This is a genomic window from Butyrivibrio sp. XPD2006 (assembly GCF_000420865.1).
Classification (GTDB): Bacteria; Bacillota; Clostridia; order Lachnospirales; family Lachnospiraceae; genus Butyrivibrio.
In genome coordinates this window covers 386,360-411,862 of record NZ_ATVT01000001.1, presented here as the reverse complement: position 1 = coordinate 411,862, position 25,503 = coordinate 386,360, and the positions used below count along the sequence as shown (strand labels likewise).

22 protein-coding genes and 1 riboswitch are annotated in these 25,503 nt (G+C 40.5%); of the genes, 19 read left to right on the top strand and 3 right to left on the bottom strand.

Features of this window, described 5'->3' with window-relative positions:
- Nucleotides 1-51: 51 nt before the first annotated feature.
- The 10 genes from lepB (G590_RS0101915) (at nucleotide 52) to G590_RS20290 (ending at nucleotide 9,388) form a co-directional block, all read left to right on the top strand.
- Complete coding sequence (lepB, locus tag G590_RS0101915; protein WP_022763984.1) at nucleotides 52-651, top strand: signal peptidase I; 600 nt, start codon at nucleotides 52-54, stop codon at nucleotides 649-651.
- 14 nt (nucleotides 652-665) lie between these two features.
- Complete coding sequence (gene ylqF / locus G590_RS0101910) at nucleotides 666-1,538, top strand: ribosome biogenesis GTPase YlqF (protein WP_022763983.1); 873 nt, start codon at nucleotides 666-668, stop codon at nucleotides 1,536-1,538.
- Between the two features lie 30 nt (nucleotides 1,539-1,568).
- Nucleotides 1,569-2,102 carry a signal peptidase I gene (gene lepB / locus G590_RS0101905; RefSeq protein ID WP_022763982.1) on the top strand — a complete coding sequence of 178 codons (534 nt, stop codon included), beginning with the start codon at nucleotides 1,569-1,571 and terminating at the stop codon, nucleotides 2,100-2,102.
- Nucleotides 2,102-2,755: a ribonuclease HII gene (locus G590_RS0101900; RefSeq protein ID WP_022763981.1), complete on the top strand. Its 654-nt coding sequence runs from the start codon at nucleotides 2,102-2,104 to the stop codon at nucleotides 2,753-2,755. The genes lepB (G590_RS0101905) and G590_RS0101900 overlap by 1 nt, the downstream gene beginning before the upstream one ends.
- Nucleotides 2,752-4,524, top strand: a complete 1,773-nt coding sequence (gene fliK, locus G590_RS0101895; RefSeq protein WP_022763980.1) for a flagellar hook-length control protein FliK — start codon at nucleotides 2,752-2,754, stop codon at nucleotides 4,522-4,524. Before G590_RS0101900 ends, fliK begins: the two co-directional genes overlap by 4 nt.
- Before the next feature lie 9 nt (nucleotides 4,525-4,533).
- The gene (locus G590_RS0101890) at nucleotides 4,534-4,833 is read left to right on the top strand and encodes an EscU/YscU/HrcU family type III secretion system export apparatus switch protein (RefSeq protein ID WP_022763979.1); all 300 of its coding nucleotides are present in this window, start codon (nucleotides 4,534-4,536) and stop codon (nucleotides 4,831-4,833) included.
- Between the two features lie 14 nt (nucleotides 4,834-4,847).
- On the top strand, nucleotides 4,848-5,210 hold the full coding sequence (locus G590_RS0101885) for a YraN family protein (protein ID WP_022763978.1): 363 nt from the start codon (nucleotides 4,848-4,850) through the stop codon (nucleotides 5,208-5,210).
- Between the two features lie 24 nt (nucleotides 5,211-5,234).
- The gene (pgeF, locus tag G590_RS0101880) at nucleotides 5,235-6,107 is read left to right on the top strand and encodes a peptidoglycan editing factor PgeF (protein ID WP_022763977.1); all 873 of its coding nucleotides are present in this window, start codon (nucleotides 5,235-5,237) and stop codon (nucleotides 6,105-6,107) included.
- Between the two features lie 105 nt (nucleotides 6,108-6,212).
- Nucleotides 6,213-6,908 carry a response regulator transcription factor gene (locus tag G590_RS0101875; RefSeq protein ID WP_022763976.1) on the top strand — a complete coding sequence of 232 codons (696 nt, stop codon included), beginning with the start codon at nucleotides 6,213-6,215 and terminating at the stop codon, nucleotides 6,906-6,908.
- Complete coding sequence (locus G590_RS20290; protein ID WP_022763975.1) at nucleotides 6,905-9,388, top strand: histidine kinase dimerization/phospho-acceptor domain-containing protein; 2,484 nt, start codon at nucleotides 6,905-6,907, stop codon at nucleotides 9,386-9,388. The genes G590_RS0101875 and G590_RS20290 overlap by 4 nt, the downstream gene beginning before the upstream one ends.
- A 47-nt stretch (nucleotides 9,389-9,435) precedes the next feature.
- Here the strand turns inward: G590_RS20290 and G590_RS0101865 are convergent, their stop codons facing one another.
- Nucleotides 9,436-10,632 (bottom strand): ribose-phosphate pyrophosphokinase, encoded by a 1,197-nt coding sequence (locus G590_RS0101865; protein WP_022763974.1) that lies wholly within the window; start codon nucleotides 10,630-10,632, stop codon nucleotides 9,436-9,438.
- A 106-nt stretch (nucleotides 10,633-10,738) separates the two neighbouring features.
- Between G590_RS0101865 and G590_RS0101860 the strand changes: the two genes are divergently transcribed.
- The 4 genes from G590_RS0101860 to G590_RS0101845 are packed head-to-tail and all read left to right on the top strand — an operon-like array spanning nucleotide 10,739 to nucleotide 15,156.
- Nucleotides 10,739-12,085, top strand: coding sequence for a DUF512 domain-containing protein (locus G590_RS0101860; RefSeq protein WP_022763973.1), 1,347 nt, complete (start codon nucleotides 10,739-10,741; stop codon nucleotides 12,083-12,085).
- A gap of 20 nt (nucleotides 12,086-12,105) precedes the next feature.
- A complete protein-coding gene (gene der, locus G590_RS0101855; protein WP_022763972.1) occupies nucleotides 12,106-13,434 on the top strand; it encodes a ribosome biogenesis GTPase Der in 1,329 nt (442 codons plus the stop codon).
- Between the two features lies 1 nt (nucleotide 13,435).
- The gene (locus tag G590_RS0101850; RefSeq protein WP_022763971.1) at nucleotides 13,436-14,116 is read left to right on the top strand and encodes a glycerol-3-phosphate acyltransferase; all 681 of its coding nucleotides are present in this window, start codon (nucleotides 13,436-13,438) and stop codon (nucleotides 14,114-14,116) included.
- A gap of 17 nt (nucleotides 14,117-14,133) precedes the next feature.
- Complete coding sequence (locus G590_RS0101845) at nucleotides 14,134-15,156, top strand: NAD(P)H-dependent glycerol-3-phosphate dehydrogenase (RefSeq protein WP_022763970.1); 1,023 nt, start codon at nucleotides 14,134-14,136, stop codon at nucleotides 15,154-15,156.
- Nucleotides 15,157-15,209: 53 nt separating this feature from the next.
- Here the strand turns inward: G590_RS0101845 and G590_RS0101840 are convergent, their stop codons facing one another.
- Nucleotides 15,210-15,818, bottom strand: coding sequence for a folate family ECF transporter S component (locus G590_RS0101840; protein WP_022763969.1), 609 nt, complete (start codon nucleotides 15,816-15,818; stop codon nucleotides 15,210-15,212).
- Between the two features lie 60 nt (nucleotides 15,819-15,878).
- Nucleotides 15,879-15,975, bottom strand: a riboswitch (THF riboswitch).
- Between the two features lie 107 nt (nucleotides 15,976-16,082).
- Between G590_RS0101840 and G590_RS0101835 the strand changes: the two genes are divergently transcribed.
- From G590_RS0101835 to G590_RS0101825, 3 genes are all read left to right on the top strand, one after another.
- Nucleotides 16,083-17,576: a carboxypeptidase M32 gene (locus G590_RS0101835; RefSeq protein WP_022763968.1), complete on the top strand. Its 1,494-nt coding sequence runs from the start codon at nucleotides 16,083-16,085 to the stop codon at nucleotides 17,574-17,576.
- 11 nt (nucleotides 17,577-17,587) lie between these two features.
- Nucleotides 17,588-18,808 (top strand): tyrosine--tRNA ligase, encoded by a 1,221-nt coding sequence (tyrS, locus tag G590_RS0101830; RefSeq protein WP_022763967.1) that lies wholly within the window; start codon nucleotides 17,588-17,590, stop codon nucleotides 18,806-18,808.
- A 203-nt stretch (nucleotides 18,809-19,011) separates the two neighbouring features.
- Nucleotides 19,012-21,492, top strand: a complete 2,481-nt coding sequence (locus G590_RS0101825; protein WP_022763966.1) for a hypothetical protein — start codon at nucleotides 19,012-19,014, stop codon at nucleotides 21,490-21,492.
- A gap of 85 nt (nucleotides 21,493-21,577) precedes the next feature.
- Here G590_RS0101825 and fsa read toward each other — a convergent pair whose 3' ends face one another.
- Complete coding sequence (gene fsa / locus G590_RS0101820; protein WP_022763965.1) at nucleotides 21,578-22,231, bottom strand: fructose-6-phosphate aldolase; 654 nt, start codon at nucleotides 22,229-22,231, stop codon at nucleotides 21,578-21,580.
- Between the two features lie 164 nt (nucleotides 22,232-22,395).
- Here fsa and G590_RS0101815 point away from each other — a divergent pair, with 164 nt between their 5' ends.
- Entirely contained in the window at nucleotides 22,396-25,011 is a 2,616-nt protein-coding gene (locus tag G590_RS0101815) for a heavy metal translocating P-type ATPase (protein ID WP_022763964.1), read from the top strand.
- 52 nt (nucleotides 25,012-25,063) lie between these two features.
- A complete protein-coding gene (locus G590_RS0101810; protein WP_022763963.1) occupies nucleotides 25,064-25,501 on the top strand; it encodes a dUTP diphosphatase in 438 nt (145 codons plus the stop codon).
- Nucleotides 25,502-25,503: the final 2 nt, after the last annotated feature.

The window sequence follows — 25,503 nt, the reverse complement described above, 5'->3', positions numbered from 1 at the left end:
TTACTATTTAGTAATTGCCCTTTTACGTTATAAGTTTATTTAGAGGTAAATATGAGATCAAGACGGAATACTTTTACATTTCACCAGAAGAAAAAAAGAATAACCTCAAAGCTTATACGTGAGATCTTTTCATGGATCTTTGTTACACTTCTTGCAATTGTCATTGCAACAGCGCTTGTATTTGCCTTCGGTATGCAGGTCAAGGTGATAGGTGATTCAATGCAGCCTACGCTGAAAAACGGACAGGCAGTACTTATAGACAGAGCGCTTTCTAAGATTATAAGCCCCAAAACAGGTGATATAATCGTATTTTTGCCAAACGGCAATGTAAATTCCCATTATTATGTAAAGAGAATAGTGGCTACTCCCGGAGATAAGGTACAGATCATTGACGGAAGCTTATACGTCAATGACGAGTTAAAGATGGAAGATAGCGATTTGTATGATAAAATGGAAGATGCAGGGATAGCTGCTAATCCGATCAAACTGCAAAGCGGCGAATATTTCGTTCTTGGAGATAACCGAAACAGCTCTGAGGATTCAAGAAGTGCAAATATCGGTATCGTCAAGTCCGGCATGATTGTCGGAAAGGCATGGTTCAAACTGAAGTTTGAAGATTATCGTGGCGGACCGATATTAAATCACTATTAAGGAAGGGTAGATTTATGAATTATCAGTGGTATCCCGGTCATATGACAAAAGCGATCAGAATGATGCAGGAAAACATCAAACTGATCGATATAATAATTGAACTTACTGACGCCCGGATACCTGCTTCAGGCAGAAACCCGGATATAGATGAACTGGGCAAGAATAAATTCAGGCTTGTGATCCTTAACAAAGCAGATCTTGCTGACCCGGAAGTTACAGCAAAGTGGCGGGATCTTTATCAGTCACAGGGCATGTATGTTCTTGAAATGAATTCCAAGACAGGCAACGAAGCCGGCAAAGTAAAAGATCTTATCCTGAAGGCTTGTGCTGAAAAGATAGAGCGAGACAAGAAAAGAGGCATTGTGGGAAGACCTATAAGAGCAATGGTTGCAGGTATTCCCAATGTAGGTAAATCCACATTCATAAATAAACTATCCGGTAGATCTTCTGCCAAAACAGGAAATAAACCCGGTGTTACAAAAGGTAAACAGTGGATATCTCTTGGCAAGAATATGCAGCTTCTTGATACCCCCGGTATTCTCTGGCCCAAGTTTGAAGATGAAACCGTTGGTCTCCATCTCGCACTCATAGGTTCAATGAACGATGAGAACCTTGATACTACAGAGCTTGCCTGTGAGCTGATAAAGATTTTAAAAGAGCTTTATCCGGATGTAATCAAATCGAAATACAATATTACAGACGAACAGATAGCAAAGTTTGAAGAAGAACAATACGCGACACCTTTAAGTGCTGTTTTATCAGCAATTGCTGAAAGCAGAAAGCTTATCAAACAGGGAGCTTTGCCGGATATAGAGAGAGCATCCGCGCTTATTCTTGATGATTTCAGAAATGGAAGATTGGGAAGATTATCAATAGAAAGACCATAAAAAGTGCACAGCACAGAAAAGAGATAAGACATGAATAAAGTTCTAAAGGAAATTCTTAGTACAGTACTATACCTGCTTGTAATTTTTGCTCTTACATTTCTATTTATAACTTTTATTGCTCAGAGAACAGAAGTAAGCGGACAGTCGATGGAGCCTACTCTTCATGACAGAGACTCGCTTCTGGTAGATAAGGTTACATACAGATTCTCAGATCCAAAACGATACGATATAGTTATTTTCCCTTATCAGTATGGAAACAGACAGTATTTTATAAAACGTATAATCGGACTCCCTGGTGAAACCGTAAGAATAGATACCGATGGTAATATCTATATAAATGACACACAGCTTGTAGAAACCTACGGAGCTGAAGTAATTCTTGACCCCGGAAGGGCGATTGATGGCGTCAAGCTCGGACCGGATGAGTACTTTGTCATGGGAGATAACAGAAATCACAGTATGGACAGCCGTGATATTACTGTTGGCAGTATTAAAAAGAAAGATTTCCTTGGTAAAGCCTTTATCAGAATCTATCCATTCTCAAGTTTTGGGGGTGTAGAATAATGCCATCAGCCTCAGAACAGAAGAAAATAGACGCACTAAACAAGGAGAGAGCACGTACATATGAGCTTAGCAAGTATGAAAGAGAAAATGCTCAGTACGGTCTTTTATGCGGTATAGATGAAGTTGGCAGAGGCCCTCTGGCAGGACCTGTCTATGCAGCTGCCGTAATCCTTGATCCGAATGAAGAAATCTTATATCTTAATGATTCCAAGAAATTATCCGAAAAAAAGAGAGAGGCCCTTTATGATGTTATCATGGAGAAGGCCTTAGCTGTAGGCATAGGATGTTCATCTCCCGAGAGAATTGACGAGATAAATATCCTTCAGGCAACATTTGAGGCTATGACCAAGGCTGTTAACTCTCTCAAGGTTAAACCCGGAGCTCTTCTGATAGATGCTGTGCATATACCGCAGCTTGAAGATTACAAGCAGATTTCTATTATTAAGGGTGATGCTAAAAGCGTTTCAATTGCAGCTGCCAGCATAATTGCAAAGGTAACAAGGGACAGAGTCATGAAGGAAATGGCTTTAAAATATCCTCAGTATGCCTTTGAATCAAACAAAGGTTATGGTACGGCTGCTCATATTGCAGCTCTAAAAGAGTTCGGTCCCTGTGAAATACATAGAAGGTCATTTATAGGAAACTTCGTATGAATGTCATAAGTAATGTATCTCAACAAAATACCGTCATTATAGATGGTAGCAGGTTTACAGATCAAAAAGCAGCTGAGAAGCCCTTAGATCTGAGAACCGGATCTACCATCCAGGGTACCGTTGTGTCTGTTTCACAAGGTGAAGGCGGTGAGAGACTTGCGACAATCAGCGTTGGCAACAATGTTATAAATGCTAAGCTTTCTGATGAAATGGGCCTTAGAGAGGGCCAGACTCTTAATTTTTCTGTAAGATCAAATGGCGCAAGCGGAGTGACAATTACTCCGTTATATGAAAACACATCAATTGATCAGAGTACGCTTAAAGCGCTTACAGCTGCCGGTATTGAAATAAATAATGATACCGTTCAAATGGTTAAGGACATGATGGAAGCAGGACTTCCCATTGGGAAGGATGCTCTTCTTGAAATGAACAAAAACCTTTCTGCCAATCCAAATACTTCAATTTCGACAATGGTTGAGATGAAGAGTCTTGGAATTCCGATTAATGAAAACAATATAGTACAGTTTGAGAGCTATAAAAATTACGAGCATCAGGTTACTTCAGCTATGGAAGATATAATGAACGAGCTTCCCGATGCATTTTCAGAGCTTACTGCTTCAGGTAATGACAAGGCGGCTCTTGATCTTTACGGGTCAGTCCTAAAGCTCTTTTCAGGCGAAGAGATTACTTCTGGCCAGGAAACAGTGTCCGTAACACAGGAAGCTGCCGGCGCTCAAAACACCAACGCCTTGGCAGAAGCAACGGAAGAAAGTCTGATTAATCCTGAAATAACCGAAGAAATAGCAAAAGAATCTTCAGAAGGAAATTCACCTGTTCAAAATGGATCTACCATACAAAATGAAGATGCTAAGGCTCAAAATGACGCAGCGCTTCAGGGAAAAAACATTTTATCGGACAGTTTTGTAAATGACCTGAAAAAACTTGGAATTCCTGAAGAAACAATCAAAAACTACGAAAATGCCTTAAAGGAAGTAAGCAAGAATCCGGAAGGCGCTACCTCAGAAGCGACAGCTCGCCTTGAAACAGCGCAAAAAGAACTGTTAAAAGAGCTGTCATCCGCATTTGAGAGCTCCGACACTAGCACTCAGACTTCTGCTGATGCATGGAAGAGTGTCTTTTCCAAAGATGAGTTTACCAAGCTTCTCAAAGACAATATATCTTCACAATGGCATATAAAGCCTGGTGAAGTTGAGAAAAAAGAGAATATTGAGAATCTGTATCAAAGGCTGGGAAATCAGGTTAAAGGTCTGACATCAGCTATTGAACAAAATCTTGGAGCTGAATCAAAGCTTGGACAAACAGCAAATAACCTTCAAAACAACTTAAACTTCATGGATCAGTTAAATCACATGTTCCAGTATGTTCAGCTTCCGCTTCAGATGACAGGTCAAAATGTACATGGCGATCTCTATGTATATCGTAACAAGCATAAAAAGATGACCGATGACGGATCGGTCAGCGCTGTTCTTCACCTGGACATGGAGCACCTTGGCCCCCTTGATGTATATGTAAAGATGAAAGACAACAAAGTTGCTACTAACTTTTATGTGGCAGATGACAGTATTCTGGATCTCATAAATGATAATATTCATATTCTTAATGAAAGGCTTGAAAAACGAGGCTATACAATGAGTGTCAAAATGATGCTCCACGATGAAATGGACGGTCAGGACGCGGCAGTAGACGAGATGCTGGATGTCATGAAGACCCCGATTCTGTCCACAGCCTCTTTTGATGCAAGGGCGTAAGGATAAAAAATGCCGGATGAAAAAGAAAAGCAAAAAGTAAAAACCGCGGTAGCTCTTGCTTACGATCCCAACGAAGACGGAGCCCCCAAGGTCATAGCTTCCGGTAAGGGTGCGCTGGCAGAAAAGATCATCGAACAGGCAAAAGATAATAAGATTCCTGTTCACGAAGATGATAAACTGGCAGAGACATTATCGCGCCTTGAAATAGGGGAAATGATTCCTCCTGAACTGTATGAAGTTGTAGCTGAAATCCTTGTTTTCGTTGATGCGATGGACAAGATCAAAGCAAAAGATAAAACCAGACATTAAAAGAAAGGCACAAATTGAATAAAAGAGTAGTAGGTGATACAAAAGAGCTTCTGGCCTGCAACTATCTTTCGCAGCAAGGCGTCAAGATACTTGAGAGGAATTTCAGATGCAGAACAGGCGAGATCGATATTATCGCAAAAGACGGTAAATACCTGTGCTTTATTGAAGTCAAATACAGGTCGGACGATTTTTTCGGTGAGCCGCAGGAAGCAGTTAATTTCAGAAAACAAAAGCATATTTGCAAAGTCTCAGATTTCTATTTATATTCTAAGTATAAGTCTTTTGACCTTCCGGTCAGATACGATGTAGTAGCAATTTCCCAGAAAGACAATATATTTACATTCAAATGGATAAAGAATGCCTTTTATCATATTTGACATACGAGACAGAGAGGAATATCTATGAATAAAAATATTAAAATAAAGCGCTGTGGAGGCCTGAAAACTTTAGAGCTAAGGGATCACAACGGTTTAAAATATCTTGTATTTCCAAGAATAGAAGAGCTTGGGATGGTAGACCATCTCTTTAGCACCAGACTTGGCGGAGTTTCCAAAGGATACTATTCAGAATGCAATTTAAGCTATACAAGAGGCGATGACAAAGAAGCGGTAGATGAAAACTACAGACGTGTTGCAGATGCTCTTGGCCATGGGAAGACTCTGGATGACTTTGTATGTACATTCCAGACTCATACAACAAATATCCGGATAGTAACAGAAGAGGACAGAGGAAAAGGCCCTGCAAGACTTCGTGACTACACGGATATAGACGGTCTGATAACCAACGTTCCGGGTATAATACTTGGAAGCTTTCACGCCGATTGTCCGCCGGTATATATAATTGATCCTGTTAAAAGAGCTATCGGCCTTGTCCACTCCGGTTGGAAAGGCACAAAAGGCAAAATATCAGCCGGAGCTATTGAGAAAATGAAGGAAAACTACGGCTCAGATGCAAAAGACCTTATCTGTGCTATCGGCCCCTCAATCTGCGGACCGTGTTATGAGATAGGAAGCGATGTGGCAGAAGAGTTTTCAGGTTCTTTCTCCGAAAAAGAACTTGAAGATTACGGAATACTTATTCCATATCCTGAAGGCAAGTACCGCCTGTATCTATGGAACGCGATAAAGCTGACGCTTATGCAAAGCGGTGTAAGTGAAGAGAATATTCTTGTAACAGATATATGTACAAGATGTAATCCTGATCTTCTGTTTTCGCACAGAATACACCATGAAAACAGAGGTAATTTATGTGCGTTTCTATCAATAAAAAATTAATTGTCGTATATTCGTCTATTTCTTAAGAAATCTTAAGAAATTTCGACGGTAAATCTTAAGAATTTAATGATTTAATAGATATTAAGTAAAAAATGTGAGGATGCTATGGAGAATATTTTAGTTTGTGATGATGACAGAGAAATAGTTGATGCCATTGAGATCTATCTTGAACAGGAAGGCTTCAAGGTTTACAAAGCCTACGACGGAGAAGAGGGATTGAATGTTCTTAGGCATGAAGAGATACATCTTGCCATCATTGATATCATGATGCCGAAGCTTGACGGTATACATCTGGTCAAGGAGCTGAGAGAATTCAGTACGATTCCGGTTATATTCCTGTCTGCCAAATCCGAAGATTCAGACAAGATACTTGGTCTTAATATCGGGGCTGATGATTATGTAACCAAGCCTTTTAATCCACTTGAACTTGTTGCAAGGGTCAAATCAAACGTAAGAAGGTATACATCCCTCGGAAAAGTAATAGAAAGAGCCAATGTATATACCTCAGGTGGACTTGTGGTTGATGATAATGCCAAAAAGGTAACTGTTTACGGCGAAGATATCCGTCTTACCCCCATCGAATACAAGATTCTTGCTTTCCTTGCCAAAAACAAAGGAAAGGTATATTCCATTGACCAGATTTATGAGAATATCTGGGGTGACATCTCCGTCAGGACCGATAATACCATAGCAGTTCACATTAGACACATTAGAGAAAAAATAGAAGTAGACCCTCGCGAACCCAAATTCCTTAAGGTTGTATGGGGCGTAGGCTACAAGATTGAGGATGACAGAAGATGAAAAGTGCTACAGGTAAACTACGTTTGATCAGATGGGGTCAGCATTTTATTGCTGCTTTTATTGCCTTTGTGATCGCATATTCGGTTGCAGGAAGTAATATTATGATCAAGGGAATAAACGGATCATATTCCTACAATTTGTATGAATCAGATAAAAACAGAAATTATGAGGATTCATATCTTTTCAATAATATCTTAGGAAACAACATTTCTGATGTACTCAGACATGTTGCCGTTAAAACCCAGATGGAAACGAACGGACAATATGACAGCCAGAAAAAAGTTGATGTTACTGCTTATGTAAACAGGGGGGCCAGCCTTTCAACCGATTATGTAACAGCTGTATATTACCTCTCAGACCTTTTGAAGTGGGCACAGTACGGTTTTAAGTATGAGACAAGGAATTTTACCGAGGAAGAGAGCGCCGGGTTCCTTAGTCCCACTACTACATATACACATCTTAAAAGCAACGGTTATTCAGGCGGAATGAATGCTTACCTGAATTCTCAGATAGAAGGAAACAGTATAACCTTTACTCTATCAGGTAATTCCACTCCCAAAGAGGGCGGAGAACACACTTACCTGATTCCGCGCTATCAGACTGTTGACGGTAAGAATATTGAGAACATTGTTTCTACATGGGAAGAGTATAACCTTGTAAGCACATATGTTGAAGATGCTGCCAACGACCTTCTGACTAATTATGAGGAATATACCAGAGCAGAAGATTACTACGACTATTCAAATACAAATCTGAGATATTATATTGTCAGAACCATAGACGGTAAAACCGATGTATATACAAATATTTCGGAATTAAAGGGTGAGACTACAGGCAAGAATATCAAGTCCATATTCCAGGATTATGGAAAATACATTTATTATTGTCCGTATGAGCTCAGCTATGAAACCAATACATTGATAAAGGAAAGCGTTCTTAGAAATATCGTTAAATCTTTCAGCTATGCATATCCTGATCAAATCAAGATGTATATTGCTGTAGACACAGAAAACTACCCGGCTTCAGATTCATTTACTTCAGGCAAGGACAGCTTTAGCAGATTTATGCCATACAAGTCCCAGTTGTATATTCTCGGAGTAGTTGCAGCAATAATCTATATCATCCTGTTTGTCCTTTATATCGCAATCATGAACAGACAGCTTTTGTTAACAGATAATACGGGTGAGTCCACAGAAAGACATGGTATTTATACTGAAGGTTATTTCCTGATCGGCCTTTTGATCATGGCAATTCCAATTCTTGGATATTTAATCTATAGGTTATTAAACGGAGATCTGTGGAATCTTATAAGAATGGTTTCATTCCCTTATATCTGCGCTTTTGCAGGATTTGTTATCAGTATAGGATTTCTTTTTGCAGTATATGGTCTTATCAGAAAGGGAAAGAGTAAAGTTGCTTACAGGGACAGTTTCTTAAAAGCTCTTATCCTTGCCACCAAGAATCTGATCACCAATACGACTGATAATGCCAATGTAATCATAAGAACCTGGATTCCATTTCTGTTCTTTGTAGCAATGAATATCCTTTTGACACGTATAGGGATTGCAGGAATAGTAATTGCCATTCTTCTTGATATTCTTGTAGGTATTTACCTCTACAGACAAAATCTCGACAGAGATAAGATAATAGCCGTTATTAACGCTATTAAGGATGGTAATGTCAAATCAAAGGTTGATATAAAAGAGCTTCATTCAGACAATATAGCACTTGCTGAAGCAGTGAACTCAATCGGTGAGGGTATTGATGAAGCGGTAAATACAAGCATGAAGGATGAGAAGCTAAAAGCTGATCTCATAACCAACGTATCTCATGATATAAAAACGCCTCTGACATCGATAATTAACTATGTAGATCTTATCAAGCGAGAAGATATTGATAATGAGAGAATACGAGAATATGTTGAAGTGCTTGACCAGAAATCGCAGAAGCTCAAACAGCTTACAGAAGACCTGGTAGAAGCTTCCAAGATAAGTTCAGGAAATATCAGCATTCAGCTATCAAAGATCAATTTCGTGGAACTGGTAAATCAGACCATCGGAGAATTCTACGAGAAACTGGAAGCAGGAAGCCTTCAGGTTATATTCAAGCCACAGGATCAGAACATGTCTATAATGGCTGATTCAAGGCACCTTTGGAGGGTAATCGAGAATCTTCTTAACAACGTATGCAAATATGCTCTTTCAGGCACCAGAGTATATCTTGATATGCATTACGAAATGATAGAGAACGTACAAAAAGTCATTTTCTCAATTAAGAATATCTCTGCAAAAGAGCTAAATATTGATGCATCTGAACTGGCAGAGAGATTTATAAGAGGAGATGAGTCCAGAACGACAGAAGGAAGCGGCCTAGGCCTTTCAATTGCCAAGAACCTGACAATTGCTCAGGGCGGAACCTTCGATATAAGGCTGGACGGTGATCTGTTCAAAGTAATTATCAGCTTTAATGCATGCGAATAAGCAAAATAAAAAAGCTTCCGGAATTTTCAAATCCGGAAGCTTTTATTTTACTCGTAAAGCTCAGGTGCTATGAGACCTTTATTGTATTTATCAACAATCTCATGAATCTTGTCAGTTGGCATATTAACAGTAGACATTGATGCGTCGTGATTTAAGAAATCAATGATAGTAGCAAGGAACTTGCCCATATCTGCGATAAATATGTATTCTCTTGATTTCACATCATCGTTCATATAAGTCAGGTTAGTAGTGATGACTGCATCAAAGTAGCCATCTTTATAACCCTCGTCGAATTTCTTCATTCCGTCAGTGAAAAGACCAAAGGTAGTACAGATGAACACCCTCTTGGCACCCATGCTCTTAAGCTGGCGCGCTGTGTCTATCATGCTGGATCCAGAAGATATCATATCATCGATGATGATAACATCTCGTCCCTTAATATCTGAACCCAAAAACTCATGTGCAACAATAGGATTAGAACCGTTTACGATGTGTGCATAGTCACGTCTCTTGTAGAACATACCGGTGTCTGCACCGATAACATTTGCAAAGTACACAGCTCTGTCCAAAGCTCCTTCATCCGGGCTTATAACTGTAAGATGGTCCTTATCAACTGTAAGATCGCTGATATGAGAAAGAAGAGCTTTCATAAACTGATATGAAGCAAGGAAATTATCAAAACCTCCAAGAGGCTTAGCGTTTGAAATCCTCGGGTCATGTGCATCAAAAGTTATGAAGTTTGAAATACCCATGTCATGGAGCTCTTTAAACATCTGAGCCGCGTCAAGGGATTCCATTCCGGATCTCTTGTGCTGACGTCCTTCATAGAGGAAGGGCATGATAACATTTATTCTTTTGGCCTTACCGGTTATGGCGCCGATTACTCTTTTTAAATCCTGATAATGATCATCGGGAGATTTGTGGTTCTCGTAGTTGTACATCTTATATGTGATGCTGTAGTTGCATACATCGGTAAGAATGTAAACATCGTGGCCACGTACAGACTCATTGATTGTTGCCTTGGCTTCGCCGCTTCCGAATCTGTCTAAAGTGTAAGCAATCTGATAGCTGTCCTTGGCATATCCGTGGAAAGCAGGATCTCCTTCCGGCATTTGATGTAGATTTCTTCTGAATTCTGCGATATACTTGTCAACGCTCTCACCCAGTTCTCTGGCTGATTCCATTACTATGAGATTAAGTGGTGCTACCGGAATGAGAGATTCTAGCTGCTGAAAATCTGGCATGTTTTATCCTTCCTTGTATCTTGTGTGATGCTACATATTTGTTTTACCATCCATATTACTGACACGTCAAGGAAATTCGGGTATAATATGTTGATAAAGGAAAACTATGAAAAAACACAGTATACATATAATTAAATCAATAATTCCCGGCAGTATCGCCGAGGAAATGGGCATCGAAGCAGGAGATCAGCTTCTTAAGATTAACGACAACGATATCGAGGATATTTTTGACTATCAGTATCTTGTACAGGACGATCATCTTGATATCCTTATCAAAAAAGCTGATGGTGAAGAGTGGCTGCTTGATATCGACAAGGATTTTGACGAGGATCTAGGTATAGAGTTTGAGAACGGACTCATGGACGACTACAGATCCTGCAGCAATAAGTGTATCTTTTGCTTTATCGATCAGATGCCAAAGGGTATGAGACCAACTCTTTATTTTAAGGACGATGATTCAAGGCTTTCTTTTTTACAAGGAAACTACGTCACTCTGACAAATATGTCTGATGCTGATATAGACAGGATTCTTAAATATCATCTTTCTCCCATAAACGTATCTTTTCAGACTACAAATCCTGAGCTTCGCTGCAAAATGCTGGGAAACAGGTTTGCAGGTGAAGCATTGAAAAAAGTGGACAGACTCTGTGCAGAAGGTTCAGGAATAGAGCTTAACGGTCAGATTGTGCTCTGTAAGGGAGTTAATGACGGTGATGAGCTTGAAAGGTCAATCAGTGACCTTACCAAGTATCTGCCTAATCTTCAGAGCGTATCTGTAGTACCTGTCGGACTGTCCAAATACAGAGAAGGTCTTTATCCTCTTGAGCCTTTTGATTCAGCGGATGCAGAAAAAGTTATAGATACCATAGAGACCTGGCAGAAAAAAGTCTATAATGAGTATGGTATGCATTTCATCCATGCAAGCGACGAATGGTATTTCCTTGCAGGAAGAGATTTTCCCGAAGCCGATAGATATGATGGTTATCTTCAGCTTGAAAACGGCGTTGGAATGATGAGACTTCTCATAGATGAATTTGATGAAGCCTTTGAAGATGTTCTTGAGCATCACTCTGAAGAATTGCAGAGCATAAACAGATCAATATCTCTCGCAACAGGAAGACTTGTATATCCATGCATTCGTGATATGGCCAAAAGAGCTATGGACATATGCCCGGGACTTGATGTTAAGGTATATGAGATAGTGAATGAATTCTTTGGTGAGAGGATTACGGTATCAGGTCTTTTGACAGGACAGGATATAATAAAACAGCTAAAGGGCAAGGATCTGGGGTCAATGCTGTATCTTCCTGAAAACCTTCTCAGAAGCGGAGAAGACTATCTTCTCGATGATATTACCGTATCAGATATAGAAAGAGAACTTGGAATTTCTGTGGGAATCGCCAAGTGTGGCGGAAGAGATCTCGTAAGTGAGCTCTTTGGATTTGAAATTTAAGACTGGATAAAGGAAACAGAATGAGTAAGAAAAACATAGTAGCGGTTGTAGGACGACCGAATGTAGGAAAATCAACACTTTTTAACGCACTGGCAGGTAGCAGGATTGCGATTGTCCAGGATACGCCCGGTGTTACAAGAGACAGGATCTATCAGGATGTGGAGTGGCTTAATCATAGCTTTACTCTGATCGATACCGGTGGTATTGAGCCTGATTCAAAAGACATTATCCTGTCCCAGATGAGAGAGCAGGCGCAGATAGCAATAGATACAGCGGATGTCATTATCTTTATGGTAGATGTCAAGCAAGGCCTGGTTGATGCTGATGCCAAGGTTGCCGATATGCTCAGGCGCTCAGGTAAGCCTATTGTGTTATGTGTTAACAAGGTTGATAATTTTAAACGAGATGAGATGGACATCTATGAGTTCTATAATCTCGGAATTGGAGAGCCTTTCCCAATTTCAGCTGCAGGCAAGCAGGGCATCGGTGATCTTCTTGAGGAGGTTGTAAGCCACTTTAAGAAGGATTCAACTGCTGAAGAAGAGGATGATTCCATCAAAGTTGCCATCATCGGTAAGCCCAATGTAGGTAAAAGCTCAATAATCAATAAGCTAATCGGTGAAAACAGGCTAATTGTATCAGATATTGCAGGTACAACCAGAGATGCCATAGATACAGAAGTCAAACATAACGGCAAGAAATACGTATTTATCGATACCGCCGGTCTGAGGCGTAAGAACAAGGTCAAGGATGCTCTCGAACACTACATGATAGTGAGAACTGTCGGGGCAGTTGAGCGCGCTGATATAGCTGTTCTTGTAATAAATGCAGAAGACGGGGTGACAGAACAGGATGCCAAGATAGCCGGAATAGCTCATGAGAGCGGCAAAGCTGTTATTATAGCCGTCAATAAATGGGATCTTATCGAAAAAGACAATCATTCCGTTAAGGAGTTTACCAAGAACATCAGAAATACGCTTGCTTTCATGAACTATGCAGAAATAATGTTTATTTCTGCAGAGACAGGACAGCGACTTATAAAGCTTTATGACATGATCGACATGGTAAGCGAGAATCATGCTCTCAGAGTTTCAACAGGTGTTCTTAACGAGATCATGACTCAGGCAGTTGTAATGCAGCAGCCTCCGAGTGACAAGGGCAAGATCTTAAAGCTCTTTTACATTACTCAGGCATCCGTTAAACCGCCGACATTTGTAATATTCGTCAACGACAAGAATTTGATGCACTTTAGCTATACAAGATATATCGAGAATCAGATACGTGAAGCCTTTGGATTTAAGGGAACACCGCTCAGATTCATAATAAGGGAGAGAAAAGAGGATAAATAGTATGTTGGAGAGAATAATCTGTTTACTTGTTGGCTACGCTTTCGGTCATATTCAGACCGCGGTAATGTATGGCAAACTTAAAGGTATCGATATCAGGAAGGTAGGAAGTGGAAACGCAGGAACCACCAATACACTCAGAGTAATGGGCGCAAAAGCCGGACTTATAGTACTTCTCGGAGATATGCTTAAATGCATGGCTGCAATTCTGATAACATATTTCCTTTTTGGAAGAAGTAATCCAAACCTTCAGATCCTTTACATGACATATACCGCAGCAGGTGCTGTACTCGGACATGATTTTCCTCTTCATCTAAAATTTAAAGGCGGAAAAGGTATTGCCTGCACTGCAGGATACACTATACATCTCGGAATAGTGTTCCATTGGAGCTTTATTCTCATGGGCGTTATTGCGTTTTTCCTGCCTCTTAACATCTGTCATATTGTTTCTGTCTGCAGTCTTTGCTATTACACATGCCTTCTGATAATGGTGATCGTATGCGGACAAAATGGCATATTCCTTGATAAATTCGGTGCGGTTCCTCAAGGGGCTCTTATTGAAGTTTACATTATATTAGCTCTCTTAACGGCTCTTGCTTATTACCAGCACAGAGGCAATATCAAAAAGCTCCTTGCCGGTAACGAGAGAAAGACATATATTTTCAAAAAGAATAAAATAGACTAAACATTGGGAGGAAATATTTGAGTACACAGATTGGCGTCATAGGCGCCGGAAGTTTTGGCATTGCCCTTGCATTTCTGCTCTCAAACAATGGTCATGATGTGACTGTTTGGTCAAGAAGTGAAGCTTCTGTAGCCAAACTCCGTGAGTATCACGGCAATGAGGATAAACTTCCCGGCGTAATCTTAGATGACAGTGTTAAATTTACAAGCAGTATACAGCAGGCAGTTTCGGGAAAAGACATTTTGGTTCTTGTTGTTCCTTCTGCACATATGAGAGAAACAGTTAAGCTGATTGCTCCGTTTATTAGTTCAGAACCAGATGAGCAGCCTATTATCGTTAACTGTACCAAAGGTATTGAGGAATCTACACTAATGGTCATGAGCGATGTGATTTTGGATGAATTACCGGGATCAAGAGTTTGTGTCCTTTCAGGTCCGTCTCATGCGGAGGAAGTGGGTAAAAAGCTTCCCACGACTATTGTTGTCGGTGCATTTGATAAGGAAACAGCCAAAGAAGTCCAGAACATCTTTATGAACGATGTGTTCAGAGTTTATATAAGTCCGGATATGCTTGGAATAGAGATTGGAGCAGCTCTTAAGAACGTAATTGCTCTCGCTGCCGGAATGGCCGATGGTTATGGTCTTGGCGATAATGCCAAAGCTGCTCTCATAACAAGAGGAATTGCGGAAATTTCAAGACTTGGAATGGCTATGGGCGGTAAATTTGAAACCTTCGCAGGGCTTTCCGGTATCGGAGATCTGGTTGTTACGTGTGCATCAATGCATTCGAGAAACAGAAGAGCCGGAATCCTTATCGGACAAGGCAAATCCATGCAGGAAGCCATGGATGAAGTAAAAATGGTGGTCGAAGGTGTATACAGTGCCAAGGCAGCGGTTACACTCGCAAGACAATATAACGTGGATATGCCCATTGTTCAGGGAGTTAACGAAATACTCTTTGAGGGTAAATCCGTTGAAGAGGGCATTACAGAACTCATGATAAGAGAGCGCAGAATTGAGAATTCATCTCTGGACTGGTAATAAATAAAAGCCGAAATCATTACCTTAAAGTAATGACTTCGGCTTTTTGATCATCATGCTTTCTTTTTATTAAATGACTTTAAATTTATACTAAGAGCAGGCTTGATAACCTTATTGACAACCGGTAATAATATCATAAGGATGATGACATCAGCGGGAAGTTTACCTGCATTTGCCGCTATTCTCGGAACCATGATTGCCTTAAAAGCATTTCCTGTAGTCATCATAACCCAGAGAGTATTAAGCCCGAGATTGCAGAAAACCTTGACACAAGCTTCTGCAGCAATAACTCTCCAAAGCTTTACAGGTCTTTTGTAGAGAAACAGGCCGTAGATTATACCGGCTACAATAGCAGTAAGAGTATAACCGGGGAAAAATTCACCTGTCGGATTGATGAAGAACTTAATGATATCCATGGCTCCGCCGAATATTGCACCTACCCATGGGCCAAAGAGATATGCAATTATCTGGTTGGGAATACTTGAAAAGCCGATTCTTAAGAAATCGCCGACTTTGATGGTAGCAACAGTGCCAAGAACTATGGCAACAGCGCCCATTACACCGCAAAAGCACAGTACCTGGATCTTTTTCAGTTCATTAACTGAATTAAAACTGAGCCTTTCGCTGTTTTTGAGAGTTAATTCGTTATCTTTTTCAGACATAAAAACACCTCCTTTGCAGTTTCCTTTAACCACATCGGAGGCGCACTTCGCTATCGATGCAGCAGCGGGATGCGACATTAAAACCGCGGATAAATCCTTCGTCCTGATGACAACTCCCTGTTCAAAAGGCACTTAACGCTTTAACGTCTACTCTGCGTAACATATTATTTTCGTGCTTATAATACTTCATTTTTACTTGTAATACAATACAATTTTGGTAAAATTGTTCATGGTGTTATTTAACTTATTAAGGAGCAATATTGAATGACTAAACTTGAAGAATACAAGAAGATAAATAAAGAGCTTGGCTTCATGGCCCATGCAATCAATCTCATGTACTGGGATATGCAGACAATAGCCCCTGAAGGTGGCAAAGAAAGGTTATCCGACAGTATCACATATTTTTCTACTGAAATGTTTAAGAAATCTACCAGTGATGAATATTATAAGCTTGTATGTGATCTTTCCGAGCCCGAAGAGTTTGATAAGCTTGATGACGTAATGAAATTTGATGTAAAAAAGACTAAAAAAGATCTGGACGAAATGAGAAGGATCCCTGCTGATTTCTATGAAGAGTATGTAAAGACTACAACAGCCTCAAGCATGATATGGCCCAAGGCCAAACAGACAAGTGATTATTCACTTTATGAGGAACCTTTAAAGAATACAATAGAAGCAGTTAAAAAGTATCAGAAATATAAACGCCCCGATATGGAGGTATATGATTCTCTTATCGATCAGTTCGAAGAGGGAATGGATACTAAGACAATCGACAGAGTCTTCGGAGAACTTAGAGAGGAGCTTATACCGCTTCTTGATGAAATCCTTAAAAAGCCACAGCCTGATCACAGTAAGTTCACTATGTTTATTCCGGCTTATAAGCAGGCTGAGCTTTGTAAGATGCTTGTAGAATATATGGGCATGGACATGAACGGCTTTGCCCAGGCTGAAACAGAGCATCCTTTCACAACAGGGATTGCTCCGGGTGATGTTCGTATCACAAATCACTATCACGAGAATGACATCCTGCAGCCAATATTCTCTGCGATACATGAGGGCGGACATGCTCTCTTTGACCAGAATATCGACCGTAAATACGATGATACAGCAGGTTCTCAGGTCAATATGATGGGCCTTCATGAGTCTCAGAGCAGATTCTATGAGAACATCCTTGGCAGAAACATCAATTTCTGGAAGCCCATCTGGCCTAAGGTTCTGGAGATCATTCCTGAGTTTAAAGATATTACCCTTGAAGACTTTGTCAGGGAGATCAACCATGTTGAGAACAGTTTCATAAGAACTGAGGCCGATGAACTTACCTATTGCCTTCACGTTATTTTAAGATATGATATTGAGAGAGCAATTTTTGTAGGCGGAGCAGATGTAAAAGATCTCCCTAAGATGTGGAATGATAAGATGCAGGAGTATCTGCATGTAACACCGAAAAATGATGCGGAAGGAATACTCCAGGATATGCACTGGTCAGATGCTAGCTTTGGCTATTTCCCATCATATCTTTTGGGAAGCATATATGACGGAATGTTCCTTGAGGCCATTGAGAGAGACCTCGGAAGCATCGATGATATTCTTGCAGCCGGTGATATTAAAAAGATCACCAAATGGCTTAATGAAAATATTCATCAGTACGGAGCAACAAGAACATCCAAAGAAGTACTGGAAGCCGTATGTCATAAAGAGCTTTCAGCACAGCCACTGATCAAATACTTTAAAGAAAAATACAAGAAGATATACGGTTAAGGAGGAAAGAAATGAAAATTTTTGAGGAACTTAAGGCAAGAGGTCTTATTGCTCAGGTTACAGATGAAGAGCAGATCAGAGACCTTGTTAATAACGGTAAGGCAACCTTCTACATTGGTTTTGACTGCACAGCTGATTCACTTACAGCCGGACACTTCATGGCACTTACACTTATGAAGAGACTTCAGGAGGCAGGAAACAAGCCAATCGCTCTTATCGGTGGCGGTACAACAATGATCGGTGATCCTTCAGGAAGAACCGATATGAGAAAGATGCTCACAAGAGAAGATATCGATCACAATGCTGAGTGCTTTAAGAAGCAGATGGAGAAGTTCATCGACTTCGGAGAAGGCAAGGCAATGATGGTCAACAATGCTGACTGGCTCATGAACCTCAACTACATTGAGCTTCTTCGTGAGGTTGGAGCTTGCTTCTCAGTAAATAACATGCTCAGGGCTGAGTGTTACAAGCAGAGAATGGAAAAGGGTCTTTCCTTTCTTGAGTTCAATTACATGATCATGCAGTCATACGACTTCTACTACATGTTCCAGAAGTACGATTGTAACCTTGAGTTTGGCGGAGATGATCAGTGGAGCAATATGCTGGGCGGAACAGAGCTTATCAGAAGAAAGCTCGGCAAGGACGCTCATGCCATGACAATCACACTTCTTACAGATTCAAACGGAAACAAGATGGGTAAGACAGCCGGAAACGCTGTATGGCTTGATCCTAACAAGACATCACCATTCGATTTCTATCAGTACTGGAGAAATGTCGGTGATGCAGATGTTGATAAGTGCATCAAGATGCTCACATTCATTCCGATCGAAGAGATCCAGGAGATGGAGAAGTGGGATCCAAGCAGGATCAATGAAAAGAAAGAAATCCTTGCCTTTGAGCTTACAAGTCTTGTACACGGAAAAGAGGAAGCTCAGAAAGCACAGGACGCTGCAAGAGCACTCTTTGCAGGTGGCGGAGACATGGCCAATGTTCCTTCAGTATCACTTAAGGAAGAAGACTTCAGAGACGGCGTAGTAGATATTCTTCAGGTTCTCGTATCAGCAGGCCTTTGCGCTACACGTAGCGAAGCAAGAAGAGCCGTAGAACAGGGCGGAGTTTTATTTAATGATGAGAAGGTTACAGATGTTAAAACCACTTATACAAAAGAAACTTTCGCCGATGGAATTATGGTAAGAAAAGGAAAGAAATCCTTTAAGAAAGTTACAGTCTGAATTTAATAAAAAAGTATTTTGAAGGGTCTGACTTTTGATGGTCAGGCTCTTTTTTTATGCAAAATCACGAAAATTGATTTTCGTAAAAGAGGTAACAAAATGACACTTTTATTTTGATTTTAAATTGTTATGATGGACGAGGAAACAGAAAATAAGTTGCATCAAAACAACAATTTATTTCTTTAAGAGAGGGGAAAAATAGTATGGCTAGTAAGAGACTAAGAAAGGTTATGCACAAGTCGTTAGCAGTTGCCACATCTGCAATACTGGTTGCAACTGCGTCAGTTGGAGCAGGATTTACTGCTTTTGCCGAGGATGAGTTCGAGGATGTTTCAGGGCCAGTTATTTCTGATCCGGATGCTGAAGAACCGGAATATCAAGGCCCAAAGGAAGTTGGAAGTATTACTTCTTATTGTGATGGAATAATTGTGGATAATGGTGGCGAAGTTACAGCTCATGGTAATGTTACTGTTGATAGTGGCGTTGGGATACAAAATTCAGGCGGTACAGTACTGGTAGAAGGAAATGTAGATTCTGCTAGTGCAGGAAGTAGTGGGACTAATGGTATTTTTGTTAACGGAGAGGGAACCACTAAAGTTGACGGTAATGTGGCAGGAAACGAAAATGGTATACATGTAGTTACTGAAGAAGCAGAAACTGCAACTGTAACTGTAACCGGTGATGTTACCGGATCAGATTATAATGGAATACAAATTGGCAGAGATTATAATGATATAGATGGTAGTAATGCAACTGTAACTGTAATTGGTAATGTTACAGGAAATGTTGATGGTATACATATAACATCAGGAGGGGAAGTAACTGTTACTGGTGATGTTAAAGCATTAAAAGATGATGGAATTCAAATCGGCCATGCTGGTGGTTATAGTGATGGGATTAGTGGAAATGTAACTGTGAATGGAAATGTTACTTCAGGAAGTTATGGATTATATATTGATAAAGGAATAGTCGATGTTTCCGGTGACATAACAGGAGAATGGTATGGCGTTTCTGCAGATGATAAAAGTAATATAAAAGTTGGAGGAAATGTTACAAGTAAAGAATATGGTATAGACTCATCTAATTCAACAATATCTGTAGAAGGAAGTGTTACAAGTAAAGAAATTAGCATAGAATCAACCAAATCAACCATATCTGTAGGAGAAAGTGTCAACTCAACTATAGGAAATGGCATATATTCGAGAGGATCAGAAATTACAGTAGGAAAAGATGTAGAAGCGAATATATCAGGAATTGGTGCATTTTCAAAAAAAGATTATAGTTTTGAGTTCTTAGAAGGATTTGAAGAATGGGCACATATATCATCTAATTCTGACTTTGTAACAGCCAGACCAATTAGTGAAATATTGAAGCCTGAAGTGATTCCTTCAAAAGTTTATGTTGGTGGCAATGTAACCGCTGGATTAAATGGTGTTACATTAGATCAAAGTAGTACTGTTCATGTAAAAGGTGATGTCACAGCAAGTGGAGAAATTAAAGAAGATGAGCAGGAAGATAGAGAAGCAATTGAATTCGAGATAGAATTCCCAGATGAAATCGAACCCAAATACCCTATAGCTGCTATTACGATAGAGGTCGAAAATGAGGATTTCAGTGAGCGGTTTGAATCCAGACGTCTAGCATTTGCAATACCTGATGATGATGCTGATCCGGATGCAGGTGAAGAACCCAAAGAAGAAAACCCGAAATCAGAATCTGTTAAGGGCATTGTAATAGTAGAGGGAACAGTAAAAGTCGGAGACTACGAAAATGGAGCGTATGGTGTACTTCTGGGAAATAGAGGATATGAAACAGCAGCGGAAATTATCGCAGCAACTCCGGATATAGTTGTATATGAATTTGACCTTGGTAATTCTGGAGAACTTGTTGGTTATGAACATTATAAAACACCAAGTGAAGCGGAAATAAGGCCGATGGCACTTTCACTTGCTGCAACCGATGGAGAAATTACGACGGGTGTTACTCCTATTGATGACGAGTATTCAGAAGAGATCGAGGAACTTGAAGCAGAAGTTATTGATACTGTTAAGGGATTGATCAATTACATTATAAAACACGATGATGAAGTTTCACTGGATTCTTTAAATGATGGTGAAGAAGTAAGAAAATATGAAGGCCTTGAAACTATGAGAATCGGAGAGGTTCTTAGTATTAAATTCCAGGAAGGCTATGAGCTTGAGAATGAGGATTATTTAAAGACAATTGCAACCGTTGAAAAGATATCTGATGGTGTTTACAAGATTACATTAAACAGTGAACTTGGTGGAATCAATATTAAAGCACTCAAGAAAGCTATTGAAGATGACATAATAGAAGATCCGATAGATGATCCGGTAGATGATCCTGATGATCCTCAGGAAGATCCTATTGATCAGCCTCAGGATGAGCCAAATAATGAACCTACAGTAGTAATTATCGAAGAGTCACAGCCTGCTCCTGCGCCGGTTTCAAATCCGGAACCTGTATTGGTTCCTTTAGTAGCCGGTGCTACAGCACCTGCTCCGGCACCCGCTCCCGCTCCTGAAGGAGCAGCAGTTCTTGGTGCAAGAAGAGGAAGCACAGAAGATACAGCTAATTCACCGATAAGAGTGATGATCATTCTTTTTGCTTCACTTGGAGCTTTAGTTGTATGTGGTACAAAGTATTTTGTAAAAGAAAAATAATGTAAAGACGTGAGCCACCAGGCGCACATCAAAAAATGCAGGTGCATAAGCACCTGCATTTTCTTGTTCAAGACAATAACTTATATTACTCACCAAAAACTGCTAGATAATCCTTCTGGAACTTCTCGATACCTGCGTCTGTAAGAGGGTGATGTGTCATCTGCTCAATTACCTTGTAAGGAATTGTTGCGATATCAGCGCCTGCAAGAGCACAGTCTGTTACGTGGATAGGATGACGAACGCTTGCTGCGATGATCTCTGTCTGGATGTTGTGGATGTTGAAGATCTCAGCAACCTCTGAGATAAGATCTGTTCCACGAACACTTATATCATCAAGTCTTCCAAGGAATGGGCTTACAAATGCAGCGCCTGCTCTTGCACAGAGAAGTGCCTGATTTGCTGTGAAGATAAGAGTCATGTTAACCTTGATTCCTTCGCTTGAAAGAACCTTACAAGCCTTAAGGCCTTCGATTGTCATAGGAATCTTAACAACCATGTTCTTGTGAAGCTTGGCAATCTCACGTCCCTCAGCGATCATGCCTTCTGCATCAGTTGTTGTAGCCTTAACTTCCCCACTGATAGGTCCATCAACAATAGAAGCGATCTCCTGAACAACCTCGTAAACGTCACGACCTTCCTTGGCGATAAGAGAAGGGTTTGTTGTTACGCCACAGATAACTCCCATATCATTTGCCTTCTTGATCTCCTCAATATTGGCAGTGTCTAAGAATAACTTCATTTTTCTCACTCCTTTTTAAGCTGTAGTTTATATTACCAAAAAACATACTAACACAATTTATCCATTTCATGTGGTTAATTTTTGCTATTTTCCTCTCAAATAACTAATCAAATATATAAATTGTTTACAATTTATTTATGGAAAATTTGTGATACAATATACACATGGATAAATATATGATTACAGGCATGAGCTGTGCTGCATGCCAGGCAAGAGTTGAAAAAGCAGTAAATAGTGTAGAGGGAGTAGATTCCTGTAATGTCAATCTGCTCACCAATTCAATGGGCGTAGAGGGAAATGCTTCCAAAGAAGCCATCATAAAAGCCGTAGAAAATGCCGGATACGGCGCAAAGGTCATGGGTGAAAAAGACGTTTCTGATTCAGGAAACACCTCGGCTTATGACTTTTCCGAGGAAGAAGAAGCTCTGAGAGACAAAGAGACACCTGTTCTTAAAAAGAGACTGTTCACTTCTCTGGTTTTCCTTATTGTGCTTATGTACATTTCAATGGGGCACCATATGTTTGGATTACCACTTCCGCATATGCTCATGGAAAACCATATTCTTTTCGGTCTTACTCAGATGATCCTGGCTCTTATTGTCATGATCATCAACAAGAAGTTCTTTACAAGCGGATTTAAGAGCCTTATACATGGCTCTCCAAATATGGACACGCTTGTTGCGCTGGGCAGTTCAGCATCTTTCATCTACAGTGTCTTTTCCATTATCCCGGGAACCGATCTGTATTTTGAATCCGCCGCCATGATAGTAACACTTATTACAGTCGGCAAAATGCTTGAAGCAAAGAGCAAAGGAAGAACTACAGATGCCATAAAGAGTCTTATGAAACTCGCTCCAAAAACTGCTGTCATAGTGGGCCAAGACGGCAAGGAAAGAGAGATTCCGATTGAAGCAATAAATGTTGGCGATATTTTTATCGTTAAACCCGGTGAAAATATTCCTGTAGACGGAATCGTAGTAGAGGGAAACAGCTCAGTTAATGAGTCAGCCCTCACCGGTGAAAGTATACCGGTTGATAAATACATCGGCAGCGAAGTAAGTGCTGCTACAATCAATACTTCCGGGTATATCAAATGCAGAGCGACGCGTGTCGGACGTGACACAACTCTTTCACAGATAATACAGATGGTAAGTGATGCTTCAGCCACCAAGGCTCCGATTGCCAAAATTGCTGACAGGGTATCAGCTGTGTTTGTCCCTGTCGTGATTGGCATAGCAGCCATAACATTCATTATCTGGAAACTGGTAGGAGCAGAATTTGGATTTTCATTATCCAGAGCAATAGCTGTTCTTGTGATCAGCTGCCCATGTGCTCTTGGACTTGCTACACCTGTAGCAATCATGGTCGGCAATGGTATTGGTGCCAAAAACGGTATCATGTTTAAGACAGCAACTTCTTTGGAAAATGCCGGAAAAACCCAGATTGTTGCCCTTGATAAAACAGGTACAATCACCAAGGGCGAACCCATTGTAACAGACGTATTTACCGTTGATTCCATTTCCAGAAGCGGCTATTCACTTATTAACAACTCAGAAAACGAGCTCCTTAAGATAGCAGGTCTCTTGGAGAAAAAGAGTGAACATCCTCTTGCAAAAGCCGTTGTTTCTTATGTCGGTAATCCCGGTGCTTATATAGATGATCTTGATGAAGAGGATGAATCTGATGATATAACAGATTTTGAAGTTCTTCCCGGACACGGCCTGCGAGGCATTTACAGGGGTTCTGAAGTGATTGGAGCTTCCTTTAAATACATAAGCAGCATATGCAAAATTTTGCCGGAAGTCAGAGAAAAGGCAACCGGACTTGCATCTCAGGGCAAAACTCCGCTTTGCTTCGCCAAAGATGGTAAGCTCATTGGCATTATAGCCGTTGCTGATACAATAAAAGAAGATTCGGCCAAGGCAATAAAAGAGCTCAAGAATATGGGCGTGCACGTTGTAATGATTACAGGTGACAATGAGCGAACCGCAATGGCAATCGGAGATCAGGCAGGAGTTGATGAAATAGCAGCAGAAATCCTTCCCGAAGGAAAGGAAGCTATAGTCAGAAAGCTTTCTGAATACGGAAAAGTTGCTATGGTTGGTGATGGAATAAATGATGCACCGGCTCTTACAAGAGCAGATACAGGAATAGCTATCGGCGCAGGCACAGATGTTGCGATTGATGCTGCAGATGTAGTACTAATGAAGAGCAGCCTTTCAGATGTATCCGGAGCGATCAGGCTTTCCAGGGCGACACTTAGGAACATATATCAGAATCTTTTCTGGGCATTCTTTTACAATGTCATCGGAATACCGCTTGCAGCCGGAGCCTATATTAAGGCCTTTGGCTGGGAGCTCAGCCCTATGTTCGGTGCAGCAGCCATGAGCCTTTCGAGTTTCTTTGTCGTCACCAATGCTCTAAGGCTTAATCTTCTTAAGATTCATGATCCTTCAAAGGATAAGGTCATGAAAAATGCTATAAAATCTGAAATCCTCACCACAGAGGTGCTTGATGATATCAAGAAACAAACGGATAAAACTACAGTAAAAAGAAAGGATAAAGAAATTATGACAAAGACAATCAACATTGAAGGAATGATGTGCGGGCACTGTGAGATGGCTGTCAAGAAGGCGCTTGAAGCCCTTGATGGTGTTACCGGAGCTGAAGTAAGCCATGAGAAAGGAACTGCTGTAGTTTCTTTTGATGCAGAAGTCGCTGATGATGTACTCAAGAAGGCTGTAGAAGACAAAGACTATAAAGTTACTTCCATTAATTGATTTTTGTGGTATTATATTTAGACGGCCTAAAATAATGGGGAAGGGGAGAAGTATGGAAAAAAAGATTAAGATTAAGTATTTCAACGACAAGATTGAAAAGCTTCAGTACATTGACGGCAAGTCAGACTGGATAGACCTTAGAAGCGCTGAAGATGTTGATCTTAAAGAGGGAGAATTTCATCTTATTCCCCTGGGAGTAGCCATGGAGATACCTGCCGGATATGAAGCACATATAGTTCCAAGGAGTTCTACTTTCAAGAATTTCGGTATAATCCAGGCCAACCACATGGGGATTGTCGATCATTCATATTGTGGAGATAATGATCAGTGGTTCATGCCCGTTATAGCAATGCGAGATACTCACATTGGCTTTAATGACCGTATTTGTCAGTTCAGGATCATGGAGAACCAGCCAACAATCGTCTTCGAGGAGTGTGATCACTTAGAAGGCGCAGACAGAGGCGGTTTTGGTTCTACAGGAACAAAATAATC